This is a genomic window from Serratia sp. A07, assembly GCF_058725505.1.
On the sequence record NZ_JBZXDO010000049.1, the window covers coordinates 1 to 19,995 of the forward strand.

22 protein-coding genes, 1 tRNA gene and 1 pseudogene are annotated in these 19,995 nt (G+C 59.7%); 12 read left to right on the forward strand and 12 right to left on the reverse strand.

Annotation, left to right across the window (positions count from 1 at the left end; all coding sequences use genetic code 11):
• Positions 1 to 189: 189 nt before the first annotated feature.
• On the reverse strand, positions 190 to 1,167 hold the full coding sequence (gene epmA / locus AC4PR2_RS25465; protein WP_004929681.1) for an elongation factor P--(R)-beta-lysine ligase: 978 nt from the start codon (positions 1,165 to 1,167) through the stop codon (positions 190 to 192).
• 385 nt (positions 1,168 to 1,552) lie between these two features.
• Between epmA and frdA the strand changes: the two genes are divergently transcribed.
• The 5 genes from frdA to blc all read left to right on the forward strand — a co-directional run bounded on the left by frdA (position 1,553) and on the right by blc (position 5,474).
• Entirely contained in the window at positions 1,553 to 3,349 is a 1,797-nt protein-coding gene (gene frdA, locus AC4PR2_RS25470; RefSeq protein ID WP_492175645.1) for a fumarate reductase (quinol) flavoprotein subunit, read from the forward strand.
• Positions 3,342 to 4,076, forward strand: a complete 735-nt coding sequence (locus AC4PR2_RS25475; RefSeq protein ID WP_033648713.1) for a succinate dehydrogenase/fumarate reductase iron-sulfur subunit — start codon at positions 3,342 to 3,344, stop codon at positions 4,074 to 4,076. Before frdA ends, AC4PR2_RS25475 begins: the two co-directional genes overlap by 8 nt.
• Positions 4,077 to 4,091: 15 nt before the next feature.
• A complete protein-coding gene (gene frdC / locus AC4PR2_RS25480; RefSeq protein ID WP_060440901.1) occupies positions 4,092 to 4,484 on the forward strand; it encodes a fumarate reductase subunit FrdC in 393 nt (130 codons plus the stop codon).
• Between the two features lie 12 nt (positions 4,485 to 4,496).
• Positions 4,497 to 4,856 carry a fumarate reductase subunit FrdD gene (frdD, locus tag AC4PR2_RS25485; RefSeq protein ID WP_004929672.1) on the forward strand — a complete coding sequence of 120 codons (360 nt, stop codon included), beginning with the start codon at positions 4,497 to 4,499 and terminating at the stop codon, positions 4,854 to 4,856.
• 84 nt (positions 4,857 to 4,940) lie between these two features.
• Complete coding sequence (gene blc / locus AC4PR2_RS25490) at positions 4,941 to 5,474, forward strand: outer membrane lipoprotein Blc (RefSeq protein ID WP_038879243.1); 534 nt, start codon at positions 4,941 to 4,943, stop codon at positions 5,472 to 5,474.
• Here blc and sugE read toward each other — a convergent pair.
• From sugE to efp, 4 genes are all read right to left on the reverse strand, one after another.
• A complete protein-coding gene (sugE, locus tag AC4PR2_RS25495) occupies positions 5,468 to 5,785 on the reverse strand; it encodes a quaternary ammonium compound efflux SMR transporter SugE (protein ID WP_004929669.1) in 318 nt (105 codons plus the stop codon). The two genes, blc and sugE, sit on opposite strands and share 7 nt — an antisense overlap.
• A gap of 191 nt (positions 5,786 to 5,976) precedes the next feature.
• Entirely contained in the window at positions 5,977 to 6,108 is a 132-nt protein-coding gene (locus tag AC4PR2_RS25500) for an entericidin A/B family lipoprotein (RefSeq protein WP_033636766.1), read from the reverse strand.
• Between the two features lie 121 nt (positions 6,109 to 6,229).
• On the reverse strand, positions 6,230 to 6,361 hold the full coding sequence (locus tag AC4PR2_RS25505; RefSeq protein WP_049202118.1) for an entericidin A/B family lipoprotein: 132 nt from the start codon (positions 6,359 to 6,361) through the stop codon (positions 6,230 to 6,232).
• A gap of 70 nt (positions 6,362 to 6,431) precedes the next feature.
• Entirely contained in the window at positions 6,432 to 6,998 is a 567-nt protein-coding gene (efp, locus tag AC4PR2_RS25510; protein WP_004929666.1) for an elongation factor P, read from the reverse strand.
• 42 nt (positions 6,999 to 7,040) lie between these two features.
• Between efp and epmB the strand changes: the two genes are divergently transcribed.
• The gene (epmB, locus tag AC4PR2_RS25515) at positions 7,041 to 8,069 is read left to right on the forward strand and encodes an EF-P beta-lysylation protein EpmB (protein WP_033636765.1); all 1,029 of its coding nucleotides are present in this window, start codon (positions 7,041 to 7,043) and stop codon (positions 8,067 to 8,069) included.
• Between the two features lie 82 nt (positions 8,070 to 8,151).
• On the opposite strand, the gene AC4PR2_RS25520 is transcribed toward epmB, so the two are convergent.
• From AC4PR2_RS25520 to AC4PR2_RS25545, 6 genes and pseudogenes are all read right to left on the reverse strand, one after another.
• Positions 8,152 to 8,496 (reverse strand): DUF4156 domain-containing protein, encoded by a 345-nt coding sequence (locus AC4PR2_RS25520; RefSeq protein ID WP_025305007.1) that lies wholly within the window; start codon positions 8,494 to 8,496, stop codon positions 8,152 to 8,154.
• A 178-nt stretch (positions 8,497 to 8,674) separates the two neighbouring features.
• Positions 8,675 to 10,300 (reverse strand): methyl-accepting chemotaxis protein, encoded by a 1,626-nt coding sequence (locus tag AC4PR2_RS25525; protein WP_084826952.1) that lies wholly within the window; start codon positions 10,298 to 10,300, stop codon positions 8,675 to 8,677.
• A gap of 225 nt (positions 10,301 to 10,525) precedes the next feature.
• Positions 10,526 to 12,172, reverse strand: coding sequence for a chaperonin GroEL (gene groL / locus AC4PR2_RS25530; RefSeq protein WP_004929662.1), 1,647 nt, complete (start codon positions 12,170 to 12,172; stop codon positions 10,526 to 10,528).
• A gap of 44 nt (positions 12,173 to 12,216) precedes the next feature.
• Complete coding sequence (locus tag AC4PR2_RS25535) at positions 12,217 to 12,510, reverse strand: co-chaperone GroES (RefSeq protein WP_004952634.1); 294 nt, start codon at positions 12,508 to 12,510, stop codon at positions 12,217 to 12,219.
• Positions 12,511 to 12,699: 189 nt separating this feature from the next.
• Positions 12,700 to 12,867, reverse strand: a pseudogene (fxsA, locus tag AC4PR2_RS25540) (FxsA family protein); the annotation flags it as partial.
• On the reverse strand, positions 12,858 to 13,352 hold the full coding sequence (locus tag AC4PR2_RS25545; protein ID WP_492175646.1) for an FxsA family protein: 495 nt from the start codon (positions 13,350 to 13,352) through the stop codon (positions 12,858 to 12,860). The pseudogene fxsA and the gene AC4PR2_RS25545, both read right to left, overlap by 10 nt.
• Before the next feature lie 369 nt (positions 13,353 to 13,721).
• On the opposite strand from AC4PR2_RS25545, the gene aspA reads away from it, so the two are divergent.
• From aspA to AC4PR2_RS25575, 6 genes are all read left to right on the forward strand, one after another.
• Positions 13,722 to 15,158 (forward strand): aspartate ammonia-lyase, encoded by a 1,437-nt coding sequence (gene aspA / locus AC4PR2_RS25550; protein WP_004929659.1) that lies wholly within the window; start codon positions 13,722 to 13,724, stop codon positions 15,156 to 15,158.
• Between the two features lie 125 nt (positions 15,159 to 15,283).
• Positions 15,284 to 16,585: an anaerobic C4-dicarboxylate transporter gene (locus AC4PR2_RS25555; protein ID WP_038879248.1), complete on the forward strand. Its 1,302-nt coding sequence runs from the start codon at positions 15,284 to 15,286 to the stop codon at positions 16,583 to 16,585.
• Between the two features lie 109 nt (positions 16,586 to 16,694).
• Positions 16,695 to 17,018 carry a divalent cation tolerance protein CutA gene (gene cutA / locus AC4PR2_RS25560; RefSeq protein ID WP_004929657.1) on the forward strand — a complete coding sequence of 108 codons (324 nt, stop codon included), beginning with the start codon at positions 16,695 to 16,697 and terminating at the stop codon, positions 17,016 to 17,018.
• Entirely contained in the window at positions 16,994 to 18,718 is a 1,725-nt protein-coding gene (locus AC4PR2_RS25565) for a protein-disulfide reductase DsbD (RefSeq protein WP_492175647.1), read from the forward strand. Before cutA ends, AC4PR2_RS25565 begins: the two co-directional genes overlap by 25 nt.
• 39 nt (positions 18,719 to 18,757) lie before the next feature.
• Positions 18,758 to 19,333 carry a division control transcriptional repressor DicD gene (gene dicD / locus AC4PR2_RS25570; protein WP_060440930.1) on the forward strand — a complete coding sequence of 192 codons (576 nt, stop codon included), beginning with the start codon at positions 18,758 to 18,760 and terminating at the stop codon, positions 19,331 to 19,333.
• A gap of 160 nt (positions 19,334 to 19,493) precedes the next feature.
• Positions 19,494 to 19,569 (forward strand) — tRNA-Phe (locus tag AC4PR2_RS25575).
• A 192-nt stretch (positions 19,570 to 19,761) separates the two neighbouring features.
• Here the strand turns inward: AC4PR2_RS25575 and AC4PR2_RS25580 are convergent.
• The coding region (locus tag AC4PR2_RS25580) for a tyrosine-type recombinase/integrase (protein WP_492175648.1) at positions 19,762 to 19,995 on the reverse strand (234 nt) is incomplete at its 5' end.

Genomic DNA, 19,995 nt, shown 5'->3' on the forward strand with positions numbered 1-19,995 from the left:
AAGCGCAGCGAATTCTTTGGGGGAGAATTTAAGAACGGTATCAAGAGCCTGACTCAGCAACATAAAAAAATCCGTAACCTCAGAGAGATTACGGATTCTTACACAGCGACAGGATCGTTCAAGTGATCCTTAACTGATCGGCATTACGGCAAATGCCGGCCCTTTTTGCTTGTCTTACCGCCTGAAACGTCAGGCGATCCCGACCGGGAAGGCCAATACGTCGCTCAGGCTCTCGGCGCCCAGCGCCAGCATCACCAGGCGATCCACGCCCAGCGCCACGCCGGAACACTCCGGCATGCCGTGCTGCAACGCCGCCAGCAGGTTATAGTCGATCGGCTGCTGCGGCAGGCCGCGCTCCGCGCGCTTGCGGTTGTCCTGCTCGAAGCGCTGCTGCTGTTCACGGCCGTCGGTCAGCTCGCGGAAACCGTTCGCCAGCTCGATGCCCTTGAAGTACACCTCAAAACGCTCCGCCACGCGGTGGTCCTCGGTGCTGATCTCCGCCAACGCCGCCTGGCTGGCCGGGAAGTGGTAAACGAACGCCGGCTTTTCACGGCCGATATGCGGCTCCACGCCCACGGTGAACAGCAGCTGCAGCAGCGTATCGCGATCTTCTTCGGTATCGGCGATGTTGCTCAAGTCGAGTTTGGCCGCCGCTTCGCGCAGCTGCGCCTTCTCCGCCGACAGCGGATCGATGTCCAGATGGCGCAGGAAGGCCTGCTGATAAGACAGGGTCTCCGCGCTCTCGCAGTCCAGCACCTGTTGCAGCAGATCGTCCACTTCGTTCATCAGGCGGTACATGTCGTAGTGCGGACGGTACCACTCCAGCATGGTGAATTCCGGGTTGTGATGTCGCCCGGCTTCTTCATTGCGGAAGCTGCGCCCCATTTGGTAGATCGGGCCGCTGCCCGCCGCCAGCAGGCGCTTCATGTGATATTCCGGGCTGGTCATCATGTATAGCGTCAGGCCCTCTGCCGCCCCCGGCCCGACGAAACGCGTCTCGAACGGGAACAGGTGAACGTCGGTGACCGTCGCCTGGCTCATGGTGGGCGTCTCAACTTCCAGCACGCCACGATCGGCGAAGAAACGCCGGATCTCAGCCAGAATCGCTGCGCGTTTCAACAAATTGGCGATGGGTGCACTAGGCTGCCAGCTTGCCGTTTCGCTCATGGTAATTAACTCCGAAATCAAACAGGGGATGCAGTCTACTCGCATCCTTGCAGCCAAACAAATTCTTCACGATACACAACCGGCCATAACGCCAATTTCCGATAAATAGGCGGCAAAAGCGCGTTAAAAAGGGTAAAGCACGCCGAACACGCGAAAAGGCAGGCAAGCCTGTTGGTCGAGCGTTAATCGACAAAACAATCGATCACATCAAATTTCGACTACTTAACTTTAGGTATAGTTAATTCCCCATTATTGGTGGGAGATATCTATCCTTAACCTTTAAGCAACATTAATCGGTTCAATTAGTTAGCACCCGAAGAGTTCGCTAAATTTTAAGCATAGATATTTAACTTGCCGTTCTTAATAAGAACATTGGAGGAATGCAGTGCAAACCTTTAACGCCGATCTTGCCATTATTGGGGCCGGGGGCGCTGGTTTACGTGCAGCAATAGCCGCAGCGGAAGCCAATCCCCAACTGAAAATCGCGCTGATCTCTAAGGTCTACCCGATGCGCAGCCACACGGTCGCCGCCGAGGGGGGCTCCGCCGCCGTCACCCAGGATCACGATACCTTCGACTACCACTTCCACGACACCGTCGCCGGCGGCGACTGGCTGTGCGAACAGGACGTGGTCGATCACTTCGTGCATCAGTGCCCGCGCGAGATGACCCAGCTCGAACAGTGGGGCTGCCCGTGGAGCCGCAAACCGGACGGTTCGGTCAACGTGCGGCGCTTCGGCGGCATGAAGATTGAACGCACCTGGTTCGCCGCCGACAAGACCGGCTTCCACATGCTGCACACCCTGTTCCAGACCTCGCTGAAATACCCGCAGATCCAGCGCTTCGACGAGCACTTCGTGCTGGATATCCTAGTGGATGACGGCCAGGCGCGCGGCCTGGTGGCGCTCAACATGATGGAAGGCACCCGCGTGCAGATCCGCGCCAACGCGGTGGTGATGGCCACCGGCGGCGCCGGGCGCGTCTACCGCTACAACACCAACGGCGGCATCGTTACCGGCGACGGCATGGGCATGGCGTTCCACCACGGCGTGCCGCTGCGCGACATGGAGTTCGTGCAGTATCACCCGACCGGCCTGCCCGGTTCCGGCATCCTGATGACCGAGGGCTGCCGCGGCGAAGGCGGCATCCTGGTGAACAAGGACGGCTACCGTTACCTGCAAGATTACGGCATGGGCCCGGAAACCCCGCTGGGCGAGCAGAAGAACAAATACATGGAGCTGGGCCCGCGCGACAAAGTGTCCCAAGCCTTCTGGCACGAATGGCGCGCCGGCCGCACCATCGCCACCCCGCGCGGCGACGTGGTCTACCTCGATCTGCGCCACCTGGGCGAGAAAAAGCTGCTGGAGCGGCTGCCGTTCATCTGCGAACTGGCCAAGGCCTACGTCGGCGTCGACCCGGTGAAAGATCCGATCCCGGTGCGCCCGACCGCGCACTACACCATGGGCGGCATTGAAACCGACCAGAACTGCGAAACCCGCATCAAGGGGCTGTTCGCAGTCGGCGAATGCTCCTCCGTCGGCCTGCACGGCGCCAACCGTCTCGGCTCCAACTCGCTGGCAGAACTGGTGGTGTTCGGCCGCGTCGCCGGTGAGCAAGCGGCCCGCCGCGCGCTGGAAACCGCGCCGGCCAACGGCAGCGCGCTGGATGCGCAAACCCGCGACGTCGAAACCCGCCTGAGCAACCTGATGAAGCAGGAAGGCAACGAAAACTGGGCGAAGATCCGCGACGAAATGGGGCTGTCGATGGAAGAAGGCTGCGGCATCTACCGCACGCCGGAGCTGATGCAAAAAACCATCGATAAGCTGGCGGAGCTGAAAGAGCGCTTCAAGCGCGTCAACATCACCGACAACTCCAGCGTGTTCAATACCGATCTGCTGTACACCATCGAGCTGGGTTACGGCCTGGACGTCGCCGAATGCATGGCGCACTCCGCGTTTAACCGCAAAGAGTCGCGCGGCGCTCACCAGCGCCTGGACGAAGGCTGCACCGAGCGTGACGACGTCAACTTCCTCAAGCATACGCTGGCGTTCCATAACCCGCAGGGTGCACCACGCCTCGAATACAGCGACGTGAAAATCACCAAGCTGCCGCCGGCCAAACGCGTCTACGGCGCAGAAGCCGAAGCGCAGGAGAAAAAGAATAAGGAGCAGGCAAATGGCTGAGATGCAAACCCTGAAGATCGAAGTCATGCGCTATAACCCGGAAAGCGACGCCGAGCCGCATTTCGTCACCTACGCCGTGCCTTACGACGAACAGACCTCGCTGCTCGACGCGCTGGGCTACATCAAGGACAACCTGGCGCCGGATCTCTCCTACCGCTGGTCCTGCCGCATGGCGATCTGCGGCTCTTGCGGCATGATGGTCAACCGCGTGCCGAAGCTGGCGTGCAAAACCTTCCTGCGCGATTACGTCGGCGGCATGAAGGTCGAAGCGCTGGGCAACTTCCCGATCGAGCGCGATCTGGTGGTCGACATGACCCACTTCATCGAAAGCCTGGAGGCGATCAAGCCGTACATCATCGGCAACGATCGCAAACCGGAAGACGGCCCGAACGTGCAAACCCCGGCGCAGATGGCCAAGTATCACCAGTTCTCCGGCTGCATCAACTGCGGCCTGTGCTACGCCGCGTGCCCGCAGTTCGGCCTCAACCCCGAGTTTATCGGCCCGGCGGCGATCACGCTGGCGCACCGCTACAACCTGGACAACCGCGACCACGGCAAGAAACAGCGCATGCCGCAGCTTAACGGCCAAAACGGCGTCTGGAGCTGCACCTTCGTCGGCTATTGCTCCGAAGTCTGTCCGAAACACGTCGATCCCGCCGCCGCCATCCAGCAGGGCAAGGTGGAGAGCGCCAAAGACTTCATGATCGCCATGCTGAAGCCGCAATAAGGGAGAAAAATTGCCATGACAACTCAACGTAAGCCCTATGTGCGCACCATGACGCCCACCTGGTGGCAAAAGCTCGGCTTCTACCGTTTCTACATGCTGCGCGAAGGCACCTCAGTGCTGGCGGTGTGGTTCAGCCTCGTGCTGCTCTACGGCGTGTTCGCGCTGAAGGGCGGCGCCGAGAGCTGGGCCGGCTTCGTCGGCTTCTTGCAGAACCCGCTGGTGCTGTTGATCAACGTCGTCGCCCTGCTGGCGGCGGCGCTGCACACCAAAACCTGGTTCGATCTGGCGCCGAAGGCCGCCAATATCGTGGTCAACAGCGAGAAAATGGGGCCGGGCCCCATCGTGAAAGGGCTGTGGGCCGTCACGGTCGTCGTCAGCGTGGTCATCCTGGCCGTGGCCCTGATCTAATCCGGAGGAAACATGATAAATCAAGCACCTAAACGCTCCGACGAGCCGGTTTTCTGGGGATTGTTCGGCGCCGGCGGCATGTGGGGCGCGATCGTCGCACCGGCCATCGTGCTGCTGGTCGGCATTCTGCTGCCATTGGGGCTGTTCCCCGGTGAAGCACTGGGCTACGAGCGCGTGCTGGCGTTCTGCCAGAGCCTGATCGGCCGCCTGTTCCTGCTGCTGATGATCATTCTGCCGCTGTGGTGCGGCCTGCACCGCATCCACCATGCGATGCACGATCTGAAGATCCACGTACCGGCCGGCAAATGGGTGTTCTACGGTCTGGCGGCGATCCTCAGCGTGGTCACCGTTATCGGCGTCGTCACCCTGTAAACCGCTCAGGCGGCCAACGCCCGTTGGCCGCCCTTTTCTCATCGGCTACACTGTCTACTCGCCCCCGGTAAACAGGAGTCACCGATGCGTTTATGGTCAAAGCTTAGCGTCATGCTTTCTGCCCTGCTCTCCGTCGCTTGCAGCGTCTCCCCGCCCAAAGACATCAAGGTCGTGACCCCTTTCGACAGTCAGCGCTATCTCGGCACCTGGTACGAAATCGCGCGTCTGGATCATCGTTTTGAACGCGGTTTGCAGCAGGTAACCGCCCACTACAGCCCACGCGCCGACGGCGGGCTGAAAGTCATCAATCGCGGCTTCAATCCGCAGAAACAGCAATGGCAAGAAAGCGAAGGCAAAGCCTACTTTATCGGCTCACCGCAGGTCGCGGCGTTGAAAGTGTCGTTCTTCGGCCCCTTCTACGGCGGCTATAACGTGATTGCCCTGGACCCGGACTACCGCTACGCGCTGGTTTGCGGCCCAAACCGCGACTATCTATGGATCCTGTCGCGCACCCCGACGCTTGACGCCGGCGTACGCGACAGCTTATTACAGACGGCCAAGGGCTACGGTTTCGCCACCGATGCGCTGATCTGGGTGCAACAGTCCGCCGATCAGTGACTGCTGAACTTCAGCCCCAGGATGCCGACCACGATCAGGCACAGGCTGATGATACGCGCGATATTGGTCGACTCGCCCAACAGCACCATGCCCATGATGGCCGCGCCCACCGCGCCGATGCCGGTCCACACCGCATAGGCGGTGCCGGCGGGCAGCGTTTTCATGGCGTTGGCCAACAGCAACATGCTGACCACCATCGCGGCGATGGTGATGATGCTCGGCGTCAGCCGGGTAAAACCGTGGGTGTATTTCAGACCGATAGCCCAAACCACTTCGAGCAAACCGGCGATAAGCAGAATAATCCAGGCCATGAGACGGCCTCCCTACCACTGGGGTCGTCCCCGATATAATGACGCGTAAACGGGTCGTCCCGTTCAGCGGGGTGATGAACGGCGGGTAACCTCACCCGCACTGCGGCAGGATAGCAGCAGCGTTAACGCTCAGGCAAGAGGAGGAATGCGGCGGCCCTCCGCGCGCGGAACGCCGCCGGGTGGAGAACGGATTATTCCGCGCTGCGCTGAATGGCCTTGCCGCCGGCCTGTATGTCCTCACCCACGCCGCGGGTGGTGTTACAGGCGGTCAACGAGGTCAAAATCATCAAAGAGAAGATCGCGATAATACTTTTCTTCAGCATAAGAAAGTCCTTATTTGTCGTTGATGAAAAAGTACGGCTTTCTAAGCTTAGTCAAAATTGGCGCAGAGAGTGGGATCGCCACCGGCTTTGTGGCGCAAATACATCGGGTTAAAGGGCGGGATCAGCCGGCCGTGCGGGAGATGGCGCCGCCGAGATGCTGAACGTCTTCGCCGAAACCGCGAAACGTATTGCAACCGCTAAGGGAGAAAAGGAACAACAGGGAGAGCACGGCCAACAACGTTTTCTTGAACATGCGGGTTTTCTGCCAACGAACGGGGATGGGATAAAACAGAGGAACCGCGGGGGTTCCTCTGTTTTGAAACTTATTTAACGCGAGAAACGTATTCGCCAGAGCGAGTGTCAACTTTGATCACTTCGCCGATCTGGACGAACAACGGCACTTTAACCACGGCGCCGGTGCTCAGGGTAGCCGGCTTGCCGCCAGTCCCTGCGGTATCGCCTTTCAGGCCCGGATCGGTATCGGTGATTTCTGCTTCGATGAAGTTCGGCGGCTGAACGGCGATTGGACGGCCATCCCACAGAGTGATGATGCACTCTGCGTTGTCCTGCAGCCATTTGGCCGCATCGCCTACGGTTTTGCCGTCAACCTGATGCTGTTCAAAAGACTCAGGGTGCATGAAGTGGTAGAACTCACCGTCGCTGTACAGGTAGTTCATGTTGGTGTCCATCACGTCTGCGCCTTCGCAAGAATCGGTAGACTTGAAGGTTTTTTCCACGCGGGTGCCGGTCAGCAGACGACGCATTTTCACGCGTGCAAACGCCTGGCCTTTGCCCGGCTTAACGAACTCACTGGCTTCGACGGCGTAAGGTTCGCCCTCGAACATGATTTTAAGACCCGGACGGAAATCGTTGCTAGAATAAGTCGCCATGATGGCCCTCTGAATATTTGAACTGGTAGCTTAGCCAAAAAAATGGCACACATTATAACCCAAAGTACGGCACATAGAGAAGATTGGTTGCATCAACTCGCCGATGTTATTACCGATCCTGATGAATTACTGCAGCTTTTGTCACTGAATACGCACCCGGAACTGCCGCAGGGGCGCGATGCCCGCCGGCTGTTCGCCCTGCGCGTGCCGCGCGCCTTCGCCGCACGCATGCGCCCCGGGGATGCCAACGACCCGCTGCTGCGCCAGGTGCTGACCGCCAGAGAGGAGTTCATCAACGCCCCAGGGTTCACCACCGATCCGCTCGATGAGCAGCGCAGCGTGGTGCCGGGCCTGCTGCACAAATACCGCAATCGCGCACTGCTGCTGGTCAAGGGCGGCTGTGCGGTCAACTGCCGTTACTGCTTCCGCCGCCACTTCCCCTATCAGGATAATCAGGGCAATAAGAACAACTGGCGGCAGGCACTGGATTATATCCGCCAACACCCGGAACTGGACGAGATCATTTTTTCCGGCGGCGATCCGCTGATGGCCAAAGACAGCGAGCTGGAATGGCTGGTTGGCGAACTGGAGGCCATCCCGCACCTGAAACGCCTGCGCATCCACACCCGTTTGCCGGTGGTGATCCCGGCGCGCATCACGCCGGCGCTGTGCCGCCTGCTGTCGGCCTCGCGCCTGCAGGTGCTGATGGTCACGCACATCAACCACGCCAACGAAATTGACCGCGATCTGCAAAGCGCCATGGCGCAGCTGCGCCTCGCCGGCGTCACGCTGCTCAACCAGAGCGTGCTGCTGCGCGACGTCAACGACGATGCCGACACGCTGGCGGCGCTCAGCAACGCGCTGTTCGACGCCGGTATCCTGCCTTACTACATCCACGTGCTGGACAAGGTGCAGGGCGCGGCGCACTTCATGGTCAGCGACGATGAAGCGCGCGCCATCATGCAAGCGCTGCTGAGCAAGGTGTCCGGCTATCTGGTGCCGCGCCTGACGCGCGAAGTGGGCGGCGAACCGAGCAAAACGCCGATCGATCTGCGCCTGATGCAGGAGTGACGCGCGCCAAGTCCCCCAACGAAAAGAGGAATGCCGTGGCATTCCTCTTTTTTTATCTCTTTGCGGCTCCGGCCTCAGCGCCTTACGGGCACTTGTAAACCTGGCCGACCATTTTGCTGTCCAGCGGTGCGAAGCTGGAGAGCAGGTTCTGGCTCGGGCTGTTGGCGCCGTAGATTACGTTGCCGCCCATGGCCGCCGCCTTGTTGCGCAGATCGTTGGCCGCACCGCGCATGGAGCTGCCTTCACCGCCGTTGCCGGACAGCCAGTTGCTCTGGGTGCCGGTCACTTCCCCCAGCAGCTGGCATTCCGCCGCCGGCTTGCTGTCGGTGAACTTGATCTGCTGACCCGCAGCGGTCAGTTCATGAGTGGTGCTGCAACCCGCCAGCAGCATCGCTGCCGAGAGACCCAGTAAGGCTTTAATCCGCATCTTGTTCCCCATTCGATGTTGAGAATCACGCAAAAGCTTATCAGAAAGCGATGCCATCTCTTAAGCATCCGTTGCCACGCGAGCGGGCCAACGTCTTGAGCGACAGCTGATGACTTACCAGTTTACCAGCTAAATCGCCCCGGGCGGCAAAAATATCATCAAATACAGTGCGGCGGCGTTAGGCCCAAGCGGCAACGGCCGCCGATGCCTGCGCCTCCACGTCGCCCTGGTGCGGTTCCCCCTCCGCCAGTTGGAATACCGCCACCGCCTGCGCCAGCAGGGCCGCCTGCTCCTCCACGCCGACGGCGGTGGTCGCCACCTCCTCCACCAGCGCGGCGTTCTGCTGGGTCACCTGATCCATCTGGGTCACCGCTACCCCGACCTGCTCGACGCCCTTGCTTTGCTCTTCCGACGCGTACGAGATGTTATCCATCAGCGACGTCACCTGGTTCACCGAGCCAACGATGGCATTCATCGTCTCGCCTGCCTGCTCCACCAAGCGCACGCCGGCGGCGATATCGCCGGTCACGCCGTCGACCAAACTGCTGATTTCCTTGGCCGAAGTCGCGCAGCGCTGCGCCAGATTGCGCACCTCGCCGGCCACCACCGCAAAACCCCGCCCCTGTTCACCGGCCCGCGCGGCCTCCACGGCGGCGTTCAGCGCCAGGATATTGGTCTGGAAGGCGATGCCGTCGATCACGCTGGTAATATCCCCCACCTGACGCGCGCTGTCGTTGATCGCCCGCATCTTGTCGACCGCGCTGGCCATCAGCGTTTCGCCGTTGCGGGCAATGCCGGCGGTCTGATTGACCATCCCGGCGGCCTGGTTGGCGTTATCGGCGTTTTGCCGCACCGTCGCGGTGATCTGTTCCATGCTGGCGGCGGTTTCCGTCAGCGCGCTGGCCTGTTCTTCCGTGCGGCTGGAAAGGTCGGCGTTGCCGACGGCGATCTCGTGCGTACCGTGGTTGATCGACTCCACGCCGTCACGCACCTGCTGCACGGTGGCGCTCAGTTCCTGCTGCATCGTTCGCAGGCTGGCAAACAGCATGCCGATCTCATTGTTGTTGCGTACCGCGATCTCGCAGCGCAGATCGCCGCGCCCAACCTTTTGCAAGTGTTCGGCGATCTGGCGCAGCGGCAGGATCAAGCGCCGGCGGAAATCACGTTGCACGGCGACCAGCAGCAGCAGGATCGCCGCCAGGGTGCCGCTCAGCAGGCGTGCAAAGACTTTTTGGGTCTGCTCCGCCTCTTCCACCGCCAGACGATGGGCGGCCACCGTGGCCCGCATGTAGTCGGCAAACTGGCTATCCAGCCGCTGGCGCACCTGGCGCTTCTCTGCCGCCATAGCGTGCAGCCGCTCGATCAGCGCCACCTGCGGCGTGTCGGCCAACAGCGTCAGCTCTTGCTTCAGCACCGCCTGCTGCGCCAGGTAGACCTTTTTCATCGCCTCGCCCAGATCCGGGCGCGATACCGTCAGGCCCGGCGTCTCCCAGAACAGGTTGAACGCGACGTCGGCGCTGCGCAGCTCGTTACGTGCCTCAATGATGCCCTGCCGGATATCGGCGGCGTCCGTCTGCGCCATGCGCTCGAACGCCATGTTGTCGATCAGCGTCTGCGTTTGCAGCAAAGCACGCCAACTGCGGTTCAGCGCGGCTTCCTCGTCGGAGAAAGTGCTCATCCTGCCGATGCTGTTGCCGTTTTGCTGCATGAAATAGAAGGCGATGGCGCCGGTTCCCATGGGCATCAAGCCCAACAGCAACAGCATCAACATCAGCCAGGTGGCTATTTTCATATTTTTCAGCATAAGTCGTCTCCGTTGACAGTCACACCGGCGAGGGAAAATTCCCCGCCTGGTAGGGGCTATATCGGTACGAAACGACAACGGTTTAGGGTAAAAGCAAAATACTGCAATAATTCATTCAGTGAACTAATAACAAGCTAAATAAACATTCTTTTTATTGATTTTTAAGATAAAAAAAACCCCGGTCGTTTGACCGGGGTTCTCAGCACACAAGCGTGTGGGGGATGATTACATCATGCCGCCCATGCCGCCCATGCCACCCATGCCGCCTGCTGCGCCCAGATCCGGTGCGTCAGCCTTCGGCAGGTCGGTGACCATGCATTCGGTGGTGATCATCAGGCCAGCCACGGAAGCCGCGTACTGCAGAGCAGAACGGGTCACTTTGGTTGGATCCAGGATACCCATCGCGATCATGTCGCCGTATTCTTCAGAGTAAGCGTTGTAGCCGTAGCTGCCTTCGCCCGCTTTCACCTGGTTGGCGATAACGGAAGCTTCTTCACCGGCGTTGACCACGATCTGACGCAGAGGGGCTTCCATTGCGCGCAGCGCAACTTTGATACCCACGTTCTGGTCTTCGTTGTCGCCTTTCAGCGCGGCGATTTTGCCTGCAACGCGGATCAGCGCTACGCCACCGCCAGCAACCACGCCTTCTTCCACTGCAGCGCGGGTCGCGTGCAGGGCGTCTTCAACGCGGGCTTTCTTCTCTTTCATTTCAACTTCAGTGGCTGCGCCAACCTTGATAACGGCAACGCCGCCGGCCAGTTTCGCTACGCGCTCCTGCAGTTTTTCACGATCGTAGTCAGAGGTCGCTTCTTCGATCTGCTGACGAATTTGAGCAACGCGGCCCTGGATGGTCGCTTCGTCGCCCACGCCATCGATGATGATGGTGGTGTCTTTGTTGATCACAACGCGTTTTGCCTGGCCCAGGTCTTCCAGGGTGGCTTTTTCCAGCTCCAGACCGATCTCTTCAGAGATAACGGTACCGGCAGTCAGGGTCGCGATGTCCTGCAGCATGGCTTTACGGCGGTCGCCGAAGCCAGGCGCCTTAACGGCAGCCACTTTCACGATGCCGCGCATGGTGTTGACCACCAGGGTCGCCAGCGCTTCGCCTTCTACGTCTTCAGCGATGATCAGCAGCGGTTTGCCTGCTTTGGCAACGGCTTCCAGCACCGGCAGCATTTCGCGGATGTTGGAGATCTTTTTGTCAGCCAGCAGGATGAACGGGCTTTCCAGCTCAACAGAACCGGTTTCCGGCTTGTTGATGAAGTATGGGGACAGGTAACCGCGGTCGAACTGCATACCTTCAACCACGTCCAGCTCGTCTTGCAGGCCGGTGCCTTCTTCAACGGTGATAACGCCTTCTTTGCCCACTTTCTCCATCGCTTCCGCGATCAGTTTACCCACGGTTTCGTCGGAGTTGGCGGAGATGGTGCCTACCTGAGCGATAGCTTTGGAATCGGAGCAAGGTACGGACAGTTTTTTCAGTTCTTCAACCGCAGCGACAACCGCTTTGTCGATGCCGCGCTTCAGGTCCATCGGGTTCATGCCTGCAGCAACCGCTTTCAGGCCTTCGGTGATGATGGATTGCGCCAGCACGGTTGCCGTGGTGGTGCCGTCGCCCGCCGCGTCGTTCGCTTTGGAGGCCACTTCTTTCACCATCTGTGCGCCCATGTTCTCGAACTTGTCTTCCAGTTCGATTTCACGCGCAACGGAAACGCCGTCTTTGGTGATGGTCGGTGCGCCGAAAGATTTATCCAGCACTACGTTGCGGCCTTTCGGGCCCAGAGTCACTTTTACTGCATCAGCGAGAACATTCACGCCGCGGAGCATTTTCACGCGAGCGTCATTGCCGAATTTTACGTCTTTAGCTGCCATTGGTATTTCCCTTCAACTCGTTCAGTTCAGAAGATAAAGCGCAATTACGCTTCAACAATTGCCAGAATGTCGCTTTCGGACATGATCAACACTTCTTCATTGTCGATCTTCTCTGCTTTCACGCCGTAGCCGTCGTTGAAAATCACGATATCGCCAACTTTCACATCCAGCGGTTGGATGTTGCCGCTTTCCAGCACACGCCCTTTACCCACTGCAACCACTTCACCGCGAGTGGATTTACCCGCCGCAGAGCCAGTCAGGACGATGCCGCCAGCAGATTTTGATTCAACTTCTTTGCGCTTGACGATAACGCGGTCATGCAATGGACGAATACTCATTGAACGCTCTCCTGTAAGAAGGTCTCTATCAGATTTAGGGTTGTACACCGGATGGTTGTTATTACCGGCCTCGTGGGATTTGAGATGGGGGCGTTCCAGCCCCCTTCAAGGGGGCTAACGAAAAAAATTTCGCATTTTTGGTCGCGCGGGTGCTACAGAGATGAAAAACGCGGCCTGAGCCGCGTTTGCTTAACGATCGTGAGGCTTGCGCTCCTCGTCCGGGCGGTGTTCCAGCACCGGGCGTTCGTCGTCCTTGCGCTGGAATTCACCGTCGAAGGTGTTGCCGTTGGCGGCGTCGCCGCCCGTCCAACCGCCGGGGCGATAAACCGACAGGTGCGGCATCAGCTTCAGCGTCGAAGGTGTTGCCGTTGGCGGCGTCGCCGCCCGTCCAACCGCCGGGGCGATAAACCGACAGGTGCGGCATCAGCTTCAGCGTCGAAGGTGTTGCCGTTGGCGGCGTCGCCGCCCGTCCAACCGCCGGGGCGATAAACCGACAGGTGCGGCATCAGCTTCAGCGTCAACGATTTTTGCACCGGCGGCAGCAGCAGCAACAGGCCGAGGAAGTCGGTAAAGAAGCCCGGGATCAGCAGCAGGAAGCCCGCCAGCACCAGCGAAACGCTTTTCACCATTTCCGCCGCCGGGCTTTCGCCGGCCGCCAGTTTTTGCTGCATCTGCACGAAGGTTTTCATGCCCTGATTGCGCACCAGCGAAATGCCGACGCAGGAGCTGAACACCACCAGCAGCAGGGTGACAGCCACGCCGAGCACGGCGGCGACTTTGATAAAGATGGATATTTCTATGTAAGCCAGCAGAAATATCAGCAGTAGCGGTAACCAGCGCACCTGGTTCTCCTATCGGTAGGTAAAGCGCGGCCGCCACGGGGCGACGGCGCGAAAAAAGAGGCCGTAAACGGCCGACACCATTACAATGAGGGCATCACCCCACCATTTCAACCGAGAGCCGGTTTTTATTGCTAAAGTTCACAAACGTGAAAGAAGTCACAGAACCGGAAAAGGGCATATCCTTAAACACCATAAGGTGATCTGGATTCAGTCATTTCTTACCAACCAGCATATGATCTGGGCAGCAACGGGCGATTTGGTTAATCGTTTCACGCCCCAAGCCTTCGGCAATATTAATTTAGGCTGTGCCCTTACTAGCCCTGACCTGACAAATTATTAATTCGGCAGCAACACATAGAGAAGGTTCTCATGTCAAACAACATTCGTATCGAAGAAGACCTGTTAGGAACACGTGAAGTCCCCGCAGACGCTTACTACGGAGTTCACACTCTGCGTGCGATTGAAAACTTCTACATCAGCAACAGCAAAATCAGCGATGTCCCCGAGTTCGTTCGCGGCATGGTGATGGTGAAAAAGGCCGCGGCGATGGCCAACAAAGAACTCAAAACCATCCCGCGCAAAATCGCCGACGTGATCATCCAGGCCTGCGACGAGGTGCTGGATAAAGGCAAATGCATGGATCAGTTTCCGGTGGACGTGTTCCAGGGCGGCGCAGGCACCTCGCTGAACATGAACACCAACGAAGTGCTGGCGAACATCGGCCTGGAGCTGATGGGCCACCAAAAAGGCGAATACCAGTACCTGAACCCGAACGATCACCTCAATAAGTGCCAGTCCACCAACGACGCCTACCCGACCGGGTTCCGCATCGCGGTGTACGCCTCCAACCAGAAACTGATCGACGCCATCAACCAGCTGCGTGAAGGCTTCGACCGCAAGGCGAAAGAGTTCGAAACCATCCTGAAAATGGGCCGCACCCAGCTGCAAGACGCAGTGCCGATGACCCTCGGCCAGGAGTTCCACGCCTTCAGCGTGCTGCTGAACGAAGAGACCCGCAACCTGCACCGCACCGCGGAGCTGCTGCTAGAAGTGAACCTGGGCGCCACCGCCATCGGCACCGCACTCAACACCCCGGAAGGCTATCAGCCGCTGGCGGTGCAAAAACTGGCGGAAGTCAGCGGCCTGCCGGTGGTGCCGGCGGAAGACCTGATCGAGGCCACCTCCGACTGCGGCGCCTACGTGATGGTGCACAGCGCGCTCAAACGCCTGGCGGTGAAACTGTCCAAAATCTGCAACGACCTGCGCCTGCTCTCCTCCGGCCCGCGCGCCGGCCTGAACGAAATCAACCTGCCTGAGCTGCAGGCGGGATCGTCCATCATGCCGGCCAAAGTGAACCCGGTCGTGCCGGAAGTGGTCAATCAGGTGTGTTTCAAGGTGATTGGCAACGACACTTGCGTTACCATGGCGGCCGAAGCGGGCCAGCTGCAGTTGAACGTGATGGAGCCGGTGATCGGCCAGGCGATGTTCGAGTCGATCCACATCCTGACCAACGCCTGCTACAACCTGCTGGAAAAATGCATTAACGGCATCACCGCGAATAAAGAAGTCTGCGAACACTACGTCTTCAACTCGATCGGTATCGTCACCTATCTGAACCCGTTCATCGGCCACCATAACGGTGACATCGTCGGGAAGATCTGCGCCGAAACCGGCAAGAGCGTGCGTGAAGTGGTGCTGGAACGCGGCCTGCTGACCGAAGCCGAGCTGGATGACATCTTCTCCGTGGAGAACCTGATGCACCCGGCCTATAAAGCCAAACGCTATACGGATGAAAATGAACAATAACAGACCTACCCGGTAGCCCTGAAAGGCACGCTAAATCCTCTGGATAGCGTGCCTTTTTACTTTCCGGCGCCCACAAAATTTTAACGTTTGATTTTCAATTTCTCTCATTTTAAGGAGTAAACACTATGCTAGCCTTGGAATTGGTTATCGTTCTGCTGGCCATCTTTTTAGGGGCCAGGTTGGGCGGTATCGGTATCGGGTTCGCGGGGGGATTGGGCGTTCTGGTCCTGGCGCTGATCGGCGTCAAGCCGGGCAGCATTCCCTTCGACGTGATTTCCATCATCATGGCGGTGATCGCGGCGATCTCCGCGATGCAGGTCGCCGGGGGGATGGACTATCTGGTGCAGCAGACCGAAAAGCTGCTGCGCAAGAACCCCAAGCACATCACCATTCTCGCCCCTATCGTCACCTACTTCCTGACCATCTTCGCCGGCACCGGCAACATCTCGCTCTCGGCGCTGCCGGTGATCGCCGAAGTGGCGAAAGAACAGGGCATCAAGCCTTGCCGGCCGCTGTCGACCGCCGTGGTGTCCGCCCAGATCGCCATCACCGCCTCGCCGATCTCCGCCGCGGTGGTGTACATGTCTTCGGTGATGGAAGGCCACGGCGTCAGCTACCTGCACCTGCTGATGGTGGTGATCCCGTCCACCTTCTGCGCCGTGCTGGTGATGTCGCTGCTGGTAACTTGGCTGTTCGACTCCAAGCTGTCTAACGATCCGGTGTACCTGAAACGCCTGGAAGAGGGCCTGATCACCCTGCGCGGCAACAACGCGCTGGCGATCAAACCGCGCGCCAAAGCCTCGGTGCTGCTGTTCCTGCTGGGCGTGCTGTGCGTTGTCGCCTATGCCATCATCAACAGCCCGGGCCTGGGCCTGGTGGCCAAGCCGCTGATGAACACCACCAACGCCATCCTGATCATCATGCTGAGCGTCGCCACGCTGACCACCCTGCTGTGCCGCGTCGACACCGACATGGTGCTGAACTCCAGCACCTTCAAGGCCGGCATGAGCGCCTGTATTTGTATCCTCGGCGTCGCCTGGCTGGGCGATACCTTCGTGCAGGCCAACATCGACTGGATCAAAGAGACGGCCGGCAGCGTCATTCAGGCGCACCCGTGGCTGCTGGCGGTGATCTTCTTCTTCTGCTCGGCGCTGCTGTACTCGCAGGCCGCTACCGCCAAGGCGCTGATGCCGATGGCGCTGGCGCTGAACGTATCGCCGCTGACCGCCGTCGCCTCCTTCGCCGCCGTCTCCGGCCTGTTCATCCTGCCGACCTACCCAACGCTGGTCGCCGCGGTGCAGATGGACGATACCGGCACCACGCGCATCGGCCGCTTCGTGTTCAACCATCCGTTCTTCATTCCCGGCACCATGGGCGTGATCTTCGCCGTGGTATTCGGCTTCCTGCTCGGCAGCATCATGCTGTAACGCTCCGACCGGGGCTGCGGCCCCGGTTTTCCTTCTGGCGATAAACTCGCCTTCTAGCCAATCCGCCTTCGGGGTATAGTGCCCATTCGAACCGATGAGAGGGCTGAAGATGTCTGATTGCGAAGCTGTCGTCATACTCTGTACCGCACCCGATGAAGCCAGCGCCCAGGAACTGGCGGCGCGGGTCTTGGGCGATAAACTGGCGGCCTGCGCCACGCTGCTGCCCGGCGCTACCTCGCTGTATTACTGGGAAGGGAAACTGGAACAGGAATACGAAGTGCAGATGCTGTTCAAAAGCGATCGCCGCCGTCAGCAGGCCCTGCTCGACACCCTGAAACAACATCACCCTTACCAGACGCCCGAGCTGCTGGTGCTGCCGGTGATGGCCGGAGATAAAGACTACCTGTTATGGATCAACGCTTCCTTAAACTGATTTTGCTGCTGTGCAGCCTGTTCTTCCTGCCGCAGGCGGCGCAGGCTTCGCTGTTCGCGCCGAAGGGCGGCAGCCAGTTCGTGCCTGTCGATCAGGCCTTCGCCTTCGATTTCAAACAGCAAGGCAGCCAGGTAACGCTGAACTGGCAGATCCGCCCCGGCTACTACCTGTATCGCCAGCAGATCAAACTGGTGCCGCAGCAGGCGACGCTCGGCGCCTTTACCCTGCCCGAAGGGTTGAGCCACAAGGACGAGTTCTTCGGCGAAGTGGCGATTTTCAAACAGCAGCTGAATCTGCAGGTGCCGCTGCAACAGGCGGCGGCCAACGCCAGCCTCAGCGTCACCTATCAGGGCTGCGCCGAGGCCGGCTTCTGCTATCCGCCGGAAACCCGAACCATCCCGCTGGATGCCGTCAGCGCCGGCGCGGCCGCCCCGCTCCCGGCGGTTGACACCGCACCAACCGAACAGCCCGCTACGCCGGCCAGCCTGCCGTTCTCGCCGCTGTGGGCGCTGCTGATCGGCATCGGCATCGCTTTCACGCCGTGCGTGCTGCCGATGTACCCGCTGATCTCCGGCATCATCCTCGGCCGCGACCGGCCGCAAAGCAGCGGCCGCATTCTGGCGCTGGCGGTGGTTTACGTGCAGGGCATGGCGCTCACCTACACCCTGCTGGGGCTGGTGGTGGCCGCCGCCGGCCTGCAGTTCCAGGCGGCGCTGCAGCACCCTTACGTGCTGATCGGCCTGTCGGTGCTGTTTATCGCGCTGGCGCTGTCGATGTTCGGCCTCTATTCCCTGCAGCTGCCCTCTGCGCTGCAAACCCGGCTGGCGAGCTGGAGCAACACCCAACGCGGCGGCTCGCTGACCGGCGTGTTCCTGATGGGCGCCCTGGCCGGGCTGATTTGTTCGCCCTGCACCACCGCGCCGCTCAGCGCCATCCTGCTGTATATCGCCCAGAGCGGTAACCTGTGGGCCGGCGGCGGTACGCTGTACCTGTACGCACTGGGGATGGGCATTCCGCTGGTGATCGTCACCCTGTTCGGCAACCGCCTGCTGCCGCGCAGCGGCCCGTGGATGCAGTACGTGAAAGAGGCCTTCGGCTTCGTCATTCTGGCGCTGCCGGTGTTCCTGCTGGAGCGGGTGATCGGCGATCTGTGGGGCCTGCGCCTGTGGAGCCTGCTCGGCCTGGCGTTCTTCGGTTGGGCCTTCGCCCTGAGCCTGAGAAACGCGCGCGGCTGGGCACGCGCCCTGCAGCTGCTTCTGCTGGCGGCGGCGGTGATCGCCGCGCGGCCGCTGCAGGACTGGGCCTTCGGCGCCGATCAGGCGCAGCAGGCGGCTCAACCGCACCTGACTTTTACCCGCATCAACAACGTCGAACAGCTCGATCTCGCGCTGCAACAGGCGCGGGGCAAGCCGGTGATGCTGGACCTGTACGCCGACTGGTGCGTGGCCTGTAAAGAGTTCGAGAAATACACCTTCAGCGATGCGGCGGTGCAGGCGAGCCTGGCCAACGCGGTGCTGCTGCAGGCGGACGTCACCGCCAACGGTGCGGAACAGGCGGCGCTGCTGAAGCATCTGCAGGTGCTGGGGTTGCCGACGATCCTGTTCTTCGATCCGGCCGGCCAGGAGCTGACGTCCCAGCGGGTCACCGGTTTTATGAAGGCGGAAGCCTTCAACGCGCATTTGCAGAAAGTGATGCGATAAATAACACTGAGGTTCTGAACCGAAGAGGAGGAAGCACAAGTGCAACGTGAACACGTCCTTGATACCGCGCTGGGCCTGTTGGAACAACAGGGCCTGGCGACCGCCACATTAGAGATGCTGGCGGAAAAACTCGACGTTCAGCCCGGCGATCTCAAACGGTTCTGGCCGGATCGCGAAGCGCTGCTGTACGACTGCCTGCGCTACCACGGCCAACAGATCGACACCTGGCGCCGCCAGCTGCTGCTGGATGAAAACCTGAGCCCGCAGCAAAAGCTGCTGGCGCGCTATGACGTACTGGCGGAATACGTGCAGCAAGACCGCTATCCCGGCTGCCTGTTTATCGCCGCCTGCAGCTTCTTCCCGGAAACGGATCACCCGATCCATCAGTTGGCGGAGCAGCAAAAGCTGACCTCGCTGGAGCTGACCCGCGAACTGCTGCGCGACATGGACGCCGACGATGCCGACATGGTGGCGCAGCAAATGGAATTGATTCAGGAAGGCTGCCTGAGCAAACTGCTGATAAAACGCCAGCTCCAGGACGTATCGGTCGCCAAACGGCTGGCGGAAGACATCTTGCAGGTGGCACAGTGCCGCCGCAACGGGGCGCTGAGCTGAGCGAGCCGCGCTTACGGCGCCGCCAACCCAAGGTGATAGCCACAGCAGGCGCATTTTTTGCGCCCTTTGCCTGAAAAGCCAGCAACCGGAGGCATTTTAACGTCTTTCACGCATAAAGCCGTTGACGGCCATCGGCCAATACGGTTTAATGCTGCGCGTTGCCCGGATAGCTCAGTCGGTAGAGCAGGGGATTGAAAATCCCCGTGTCCTTGGTTCGATTCCGAGTCCGGGCACCACTAATTCTGCATCAATGCACACTGGTTAAAGGATGAGAACTTTAACGGGTGGTTAATACGGAATCGACTTGTCAAAGTGATAACAGAGTAACTGTTTACTACCGCGACGTTGTAAGTTGAATTCCTCAAGAAGGATGCCTGTGTGCCTGCACAGGCGTCCTTTTCTCGATCACTGGTGATATTCACAGCAAATCATGCCTGTGTCAAGCTTTGTAAGCTTCTCGTAGCGGTGATATCCGTATGTAAAACAAGCTCCTGTTCTAGTGCTTTTCCTGCTACTTCCATATCCAATTCGATATACTCCATTGTGGTACTGACGTTACGGTGACCCAACAAATCCTTCACCAGCTTTAGATTTCTGTCCGGGGATTTCATCAACTCCGTGGCAAGTGTGTGACGGAAACGGTGTGAGGAAATATCGAAGCC

Bases quoted from the DNA above. Each gene is read 5' to 3' on its own strand.
- AC4PR2_RS25565 (WP_492175647.1), top strand. From the start codon at position 16,994: ATGGATCAACGCTTCCTTAAACTGATTTTGCTGCTGTGCAGCCTGTTC.
- AC4PR2_RS25500 (WP_033636766.1), bottom strand. From the start codon at position 6,108: ATGCTGAAGAAAAGTATTATCGCGATCTTCTCTTTGATGATTTTGACC.
- blc (WP_038879243.1), top strand. From the start codon at position 4,941: ATGCGTTTATGGTCAAAGCTTAGCGTCATGCTTTCTGCCCTGCTCTCC.
- aspA (WP_004929659.1), top strand. From the start codon at position 13,722: ATGTCAAACAACATTCGTATCGAAGAAGACCTGTTAGGAACACGTGAA.
- frdD (WP_004929672.1), top strand. From the start codon at position 4,497: ATGATAAATCAAGCACCTAAACGCTCCGACGAGCCGGTTTTCTGGGGA.
- AC4PR2_RS25535 (WP_004952634.1), bottom strand. From the start codon at position 12,510: ATGAGTATTCGTCCATTGCATGACCGCGTTATCGTCAAGCGCAAAGAA.
- AC4PR2_RS25525 (WP_084826952.1), bottom strand. From the start codon at position 10,300: ATGCTGAAAAATATGAAAATAGCCACCTGGCTGATGTTGATGCTGTTG.
- epmA (WP_004929681.1), bottom strand. From the start codon at position 1,167: ATGAGCGAAACGGCAAGCTGGCAGCCTAGTGCACCCATCGCCAATTTG.
- efp (WP_004929666.1), bottom strand. From the start codon at position 6,998: ATGGCGACTTATTCTAGCAACGATTTCCGTCCGGGTCTTAAAATCATG.
- epmB (WP_033636765.1), top strand. From the start codon at position 7,041: ATGGCACACATTATAACCCAAAGTACGGCACATAGAGAAGATTGGTTG.
- cutA (WP_004929657.1), top strand. From the start codon at position 16,695: ATGTCTGATTGCGAAGCTGTCGTCATACTCTGTACCGCACCCGATGAA.
- AC4PR2_RS25555 (WP_038879248.1), top strand. From the start codon at position 15,284: ATGCTAGCCTTGGAATTGGTTATCGTTCTGCTGGCCATCTTTTTAGGG.
- AC4PR2_RS25520 (WP_025305007.1), bottom strand. From the start codon at position 8,496: ATGCGGATTAAAGCCTTACTGGGTCTCTCGGCAGCGATGCTGCTGGCG.
- frdC (WP_060440901.1), top strand. From the start codon at position 4,092: ATGACAACTCAACGTAAGCCCTATGTGCGCACCATGACGCCCACCTGG.
- groL (WP_004929662.1), bottom strand. From the start codon at position 12,172: ATGGCAGCTAAAGACGTAAAATTCGGCAATGACGCTCGCGTGAAAATG.
- AC4PR2_RS25475 (WP_033648713.1), top strand. From the start codon at position 3,342: ATGGCTGAGATGCAAACCCTGAAGATCGAAGTCATGCGCTATAACCCG.
- sugE (WP_004929669.1), bottom strand. From the start codon at position 5,785: ATGGCCTGGATTATTCTGCTTATCGCCGGTTTGCTCGAAGTGGTTTGG.
- AC4PR2_RS25505 (WP_049202118.1), bottom strand. From the start codon at position 6,361: ATGTTCAAGAAAACGTTGTTGGCCGTGCTCTCCCTGTTGTTCCTTTTC.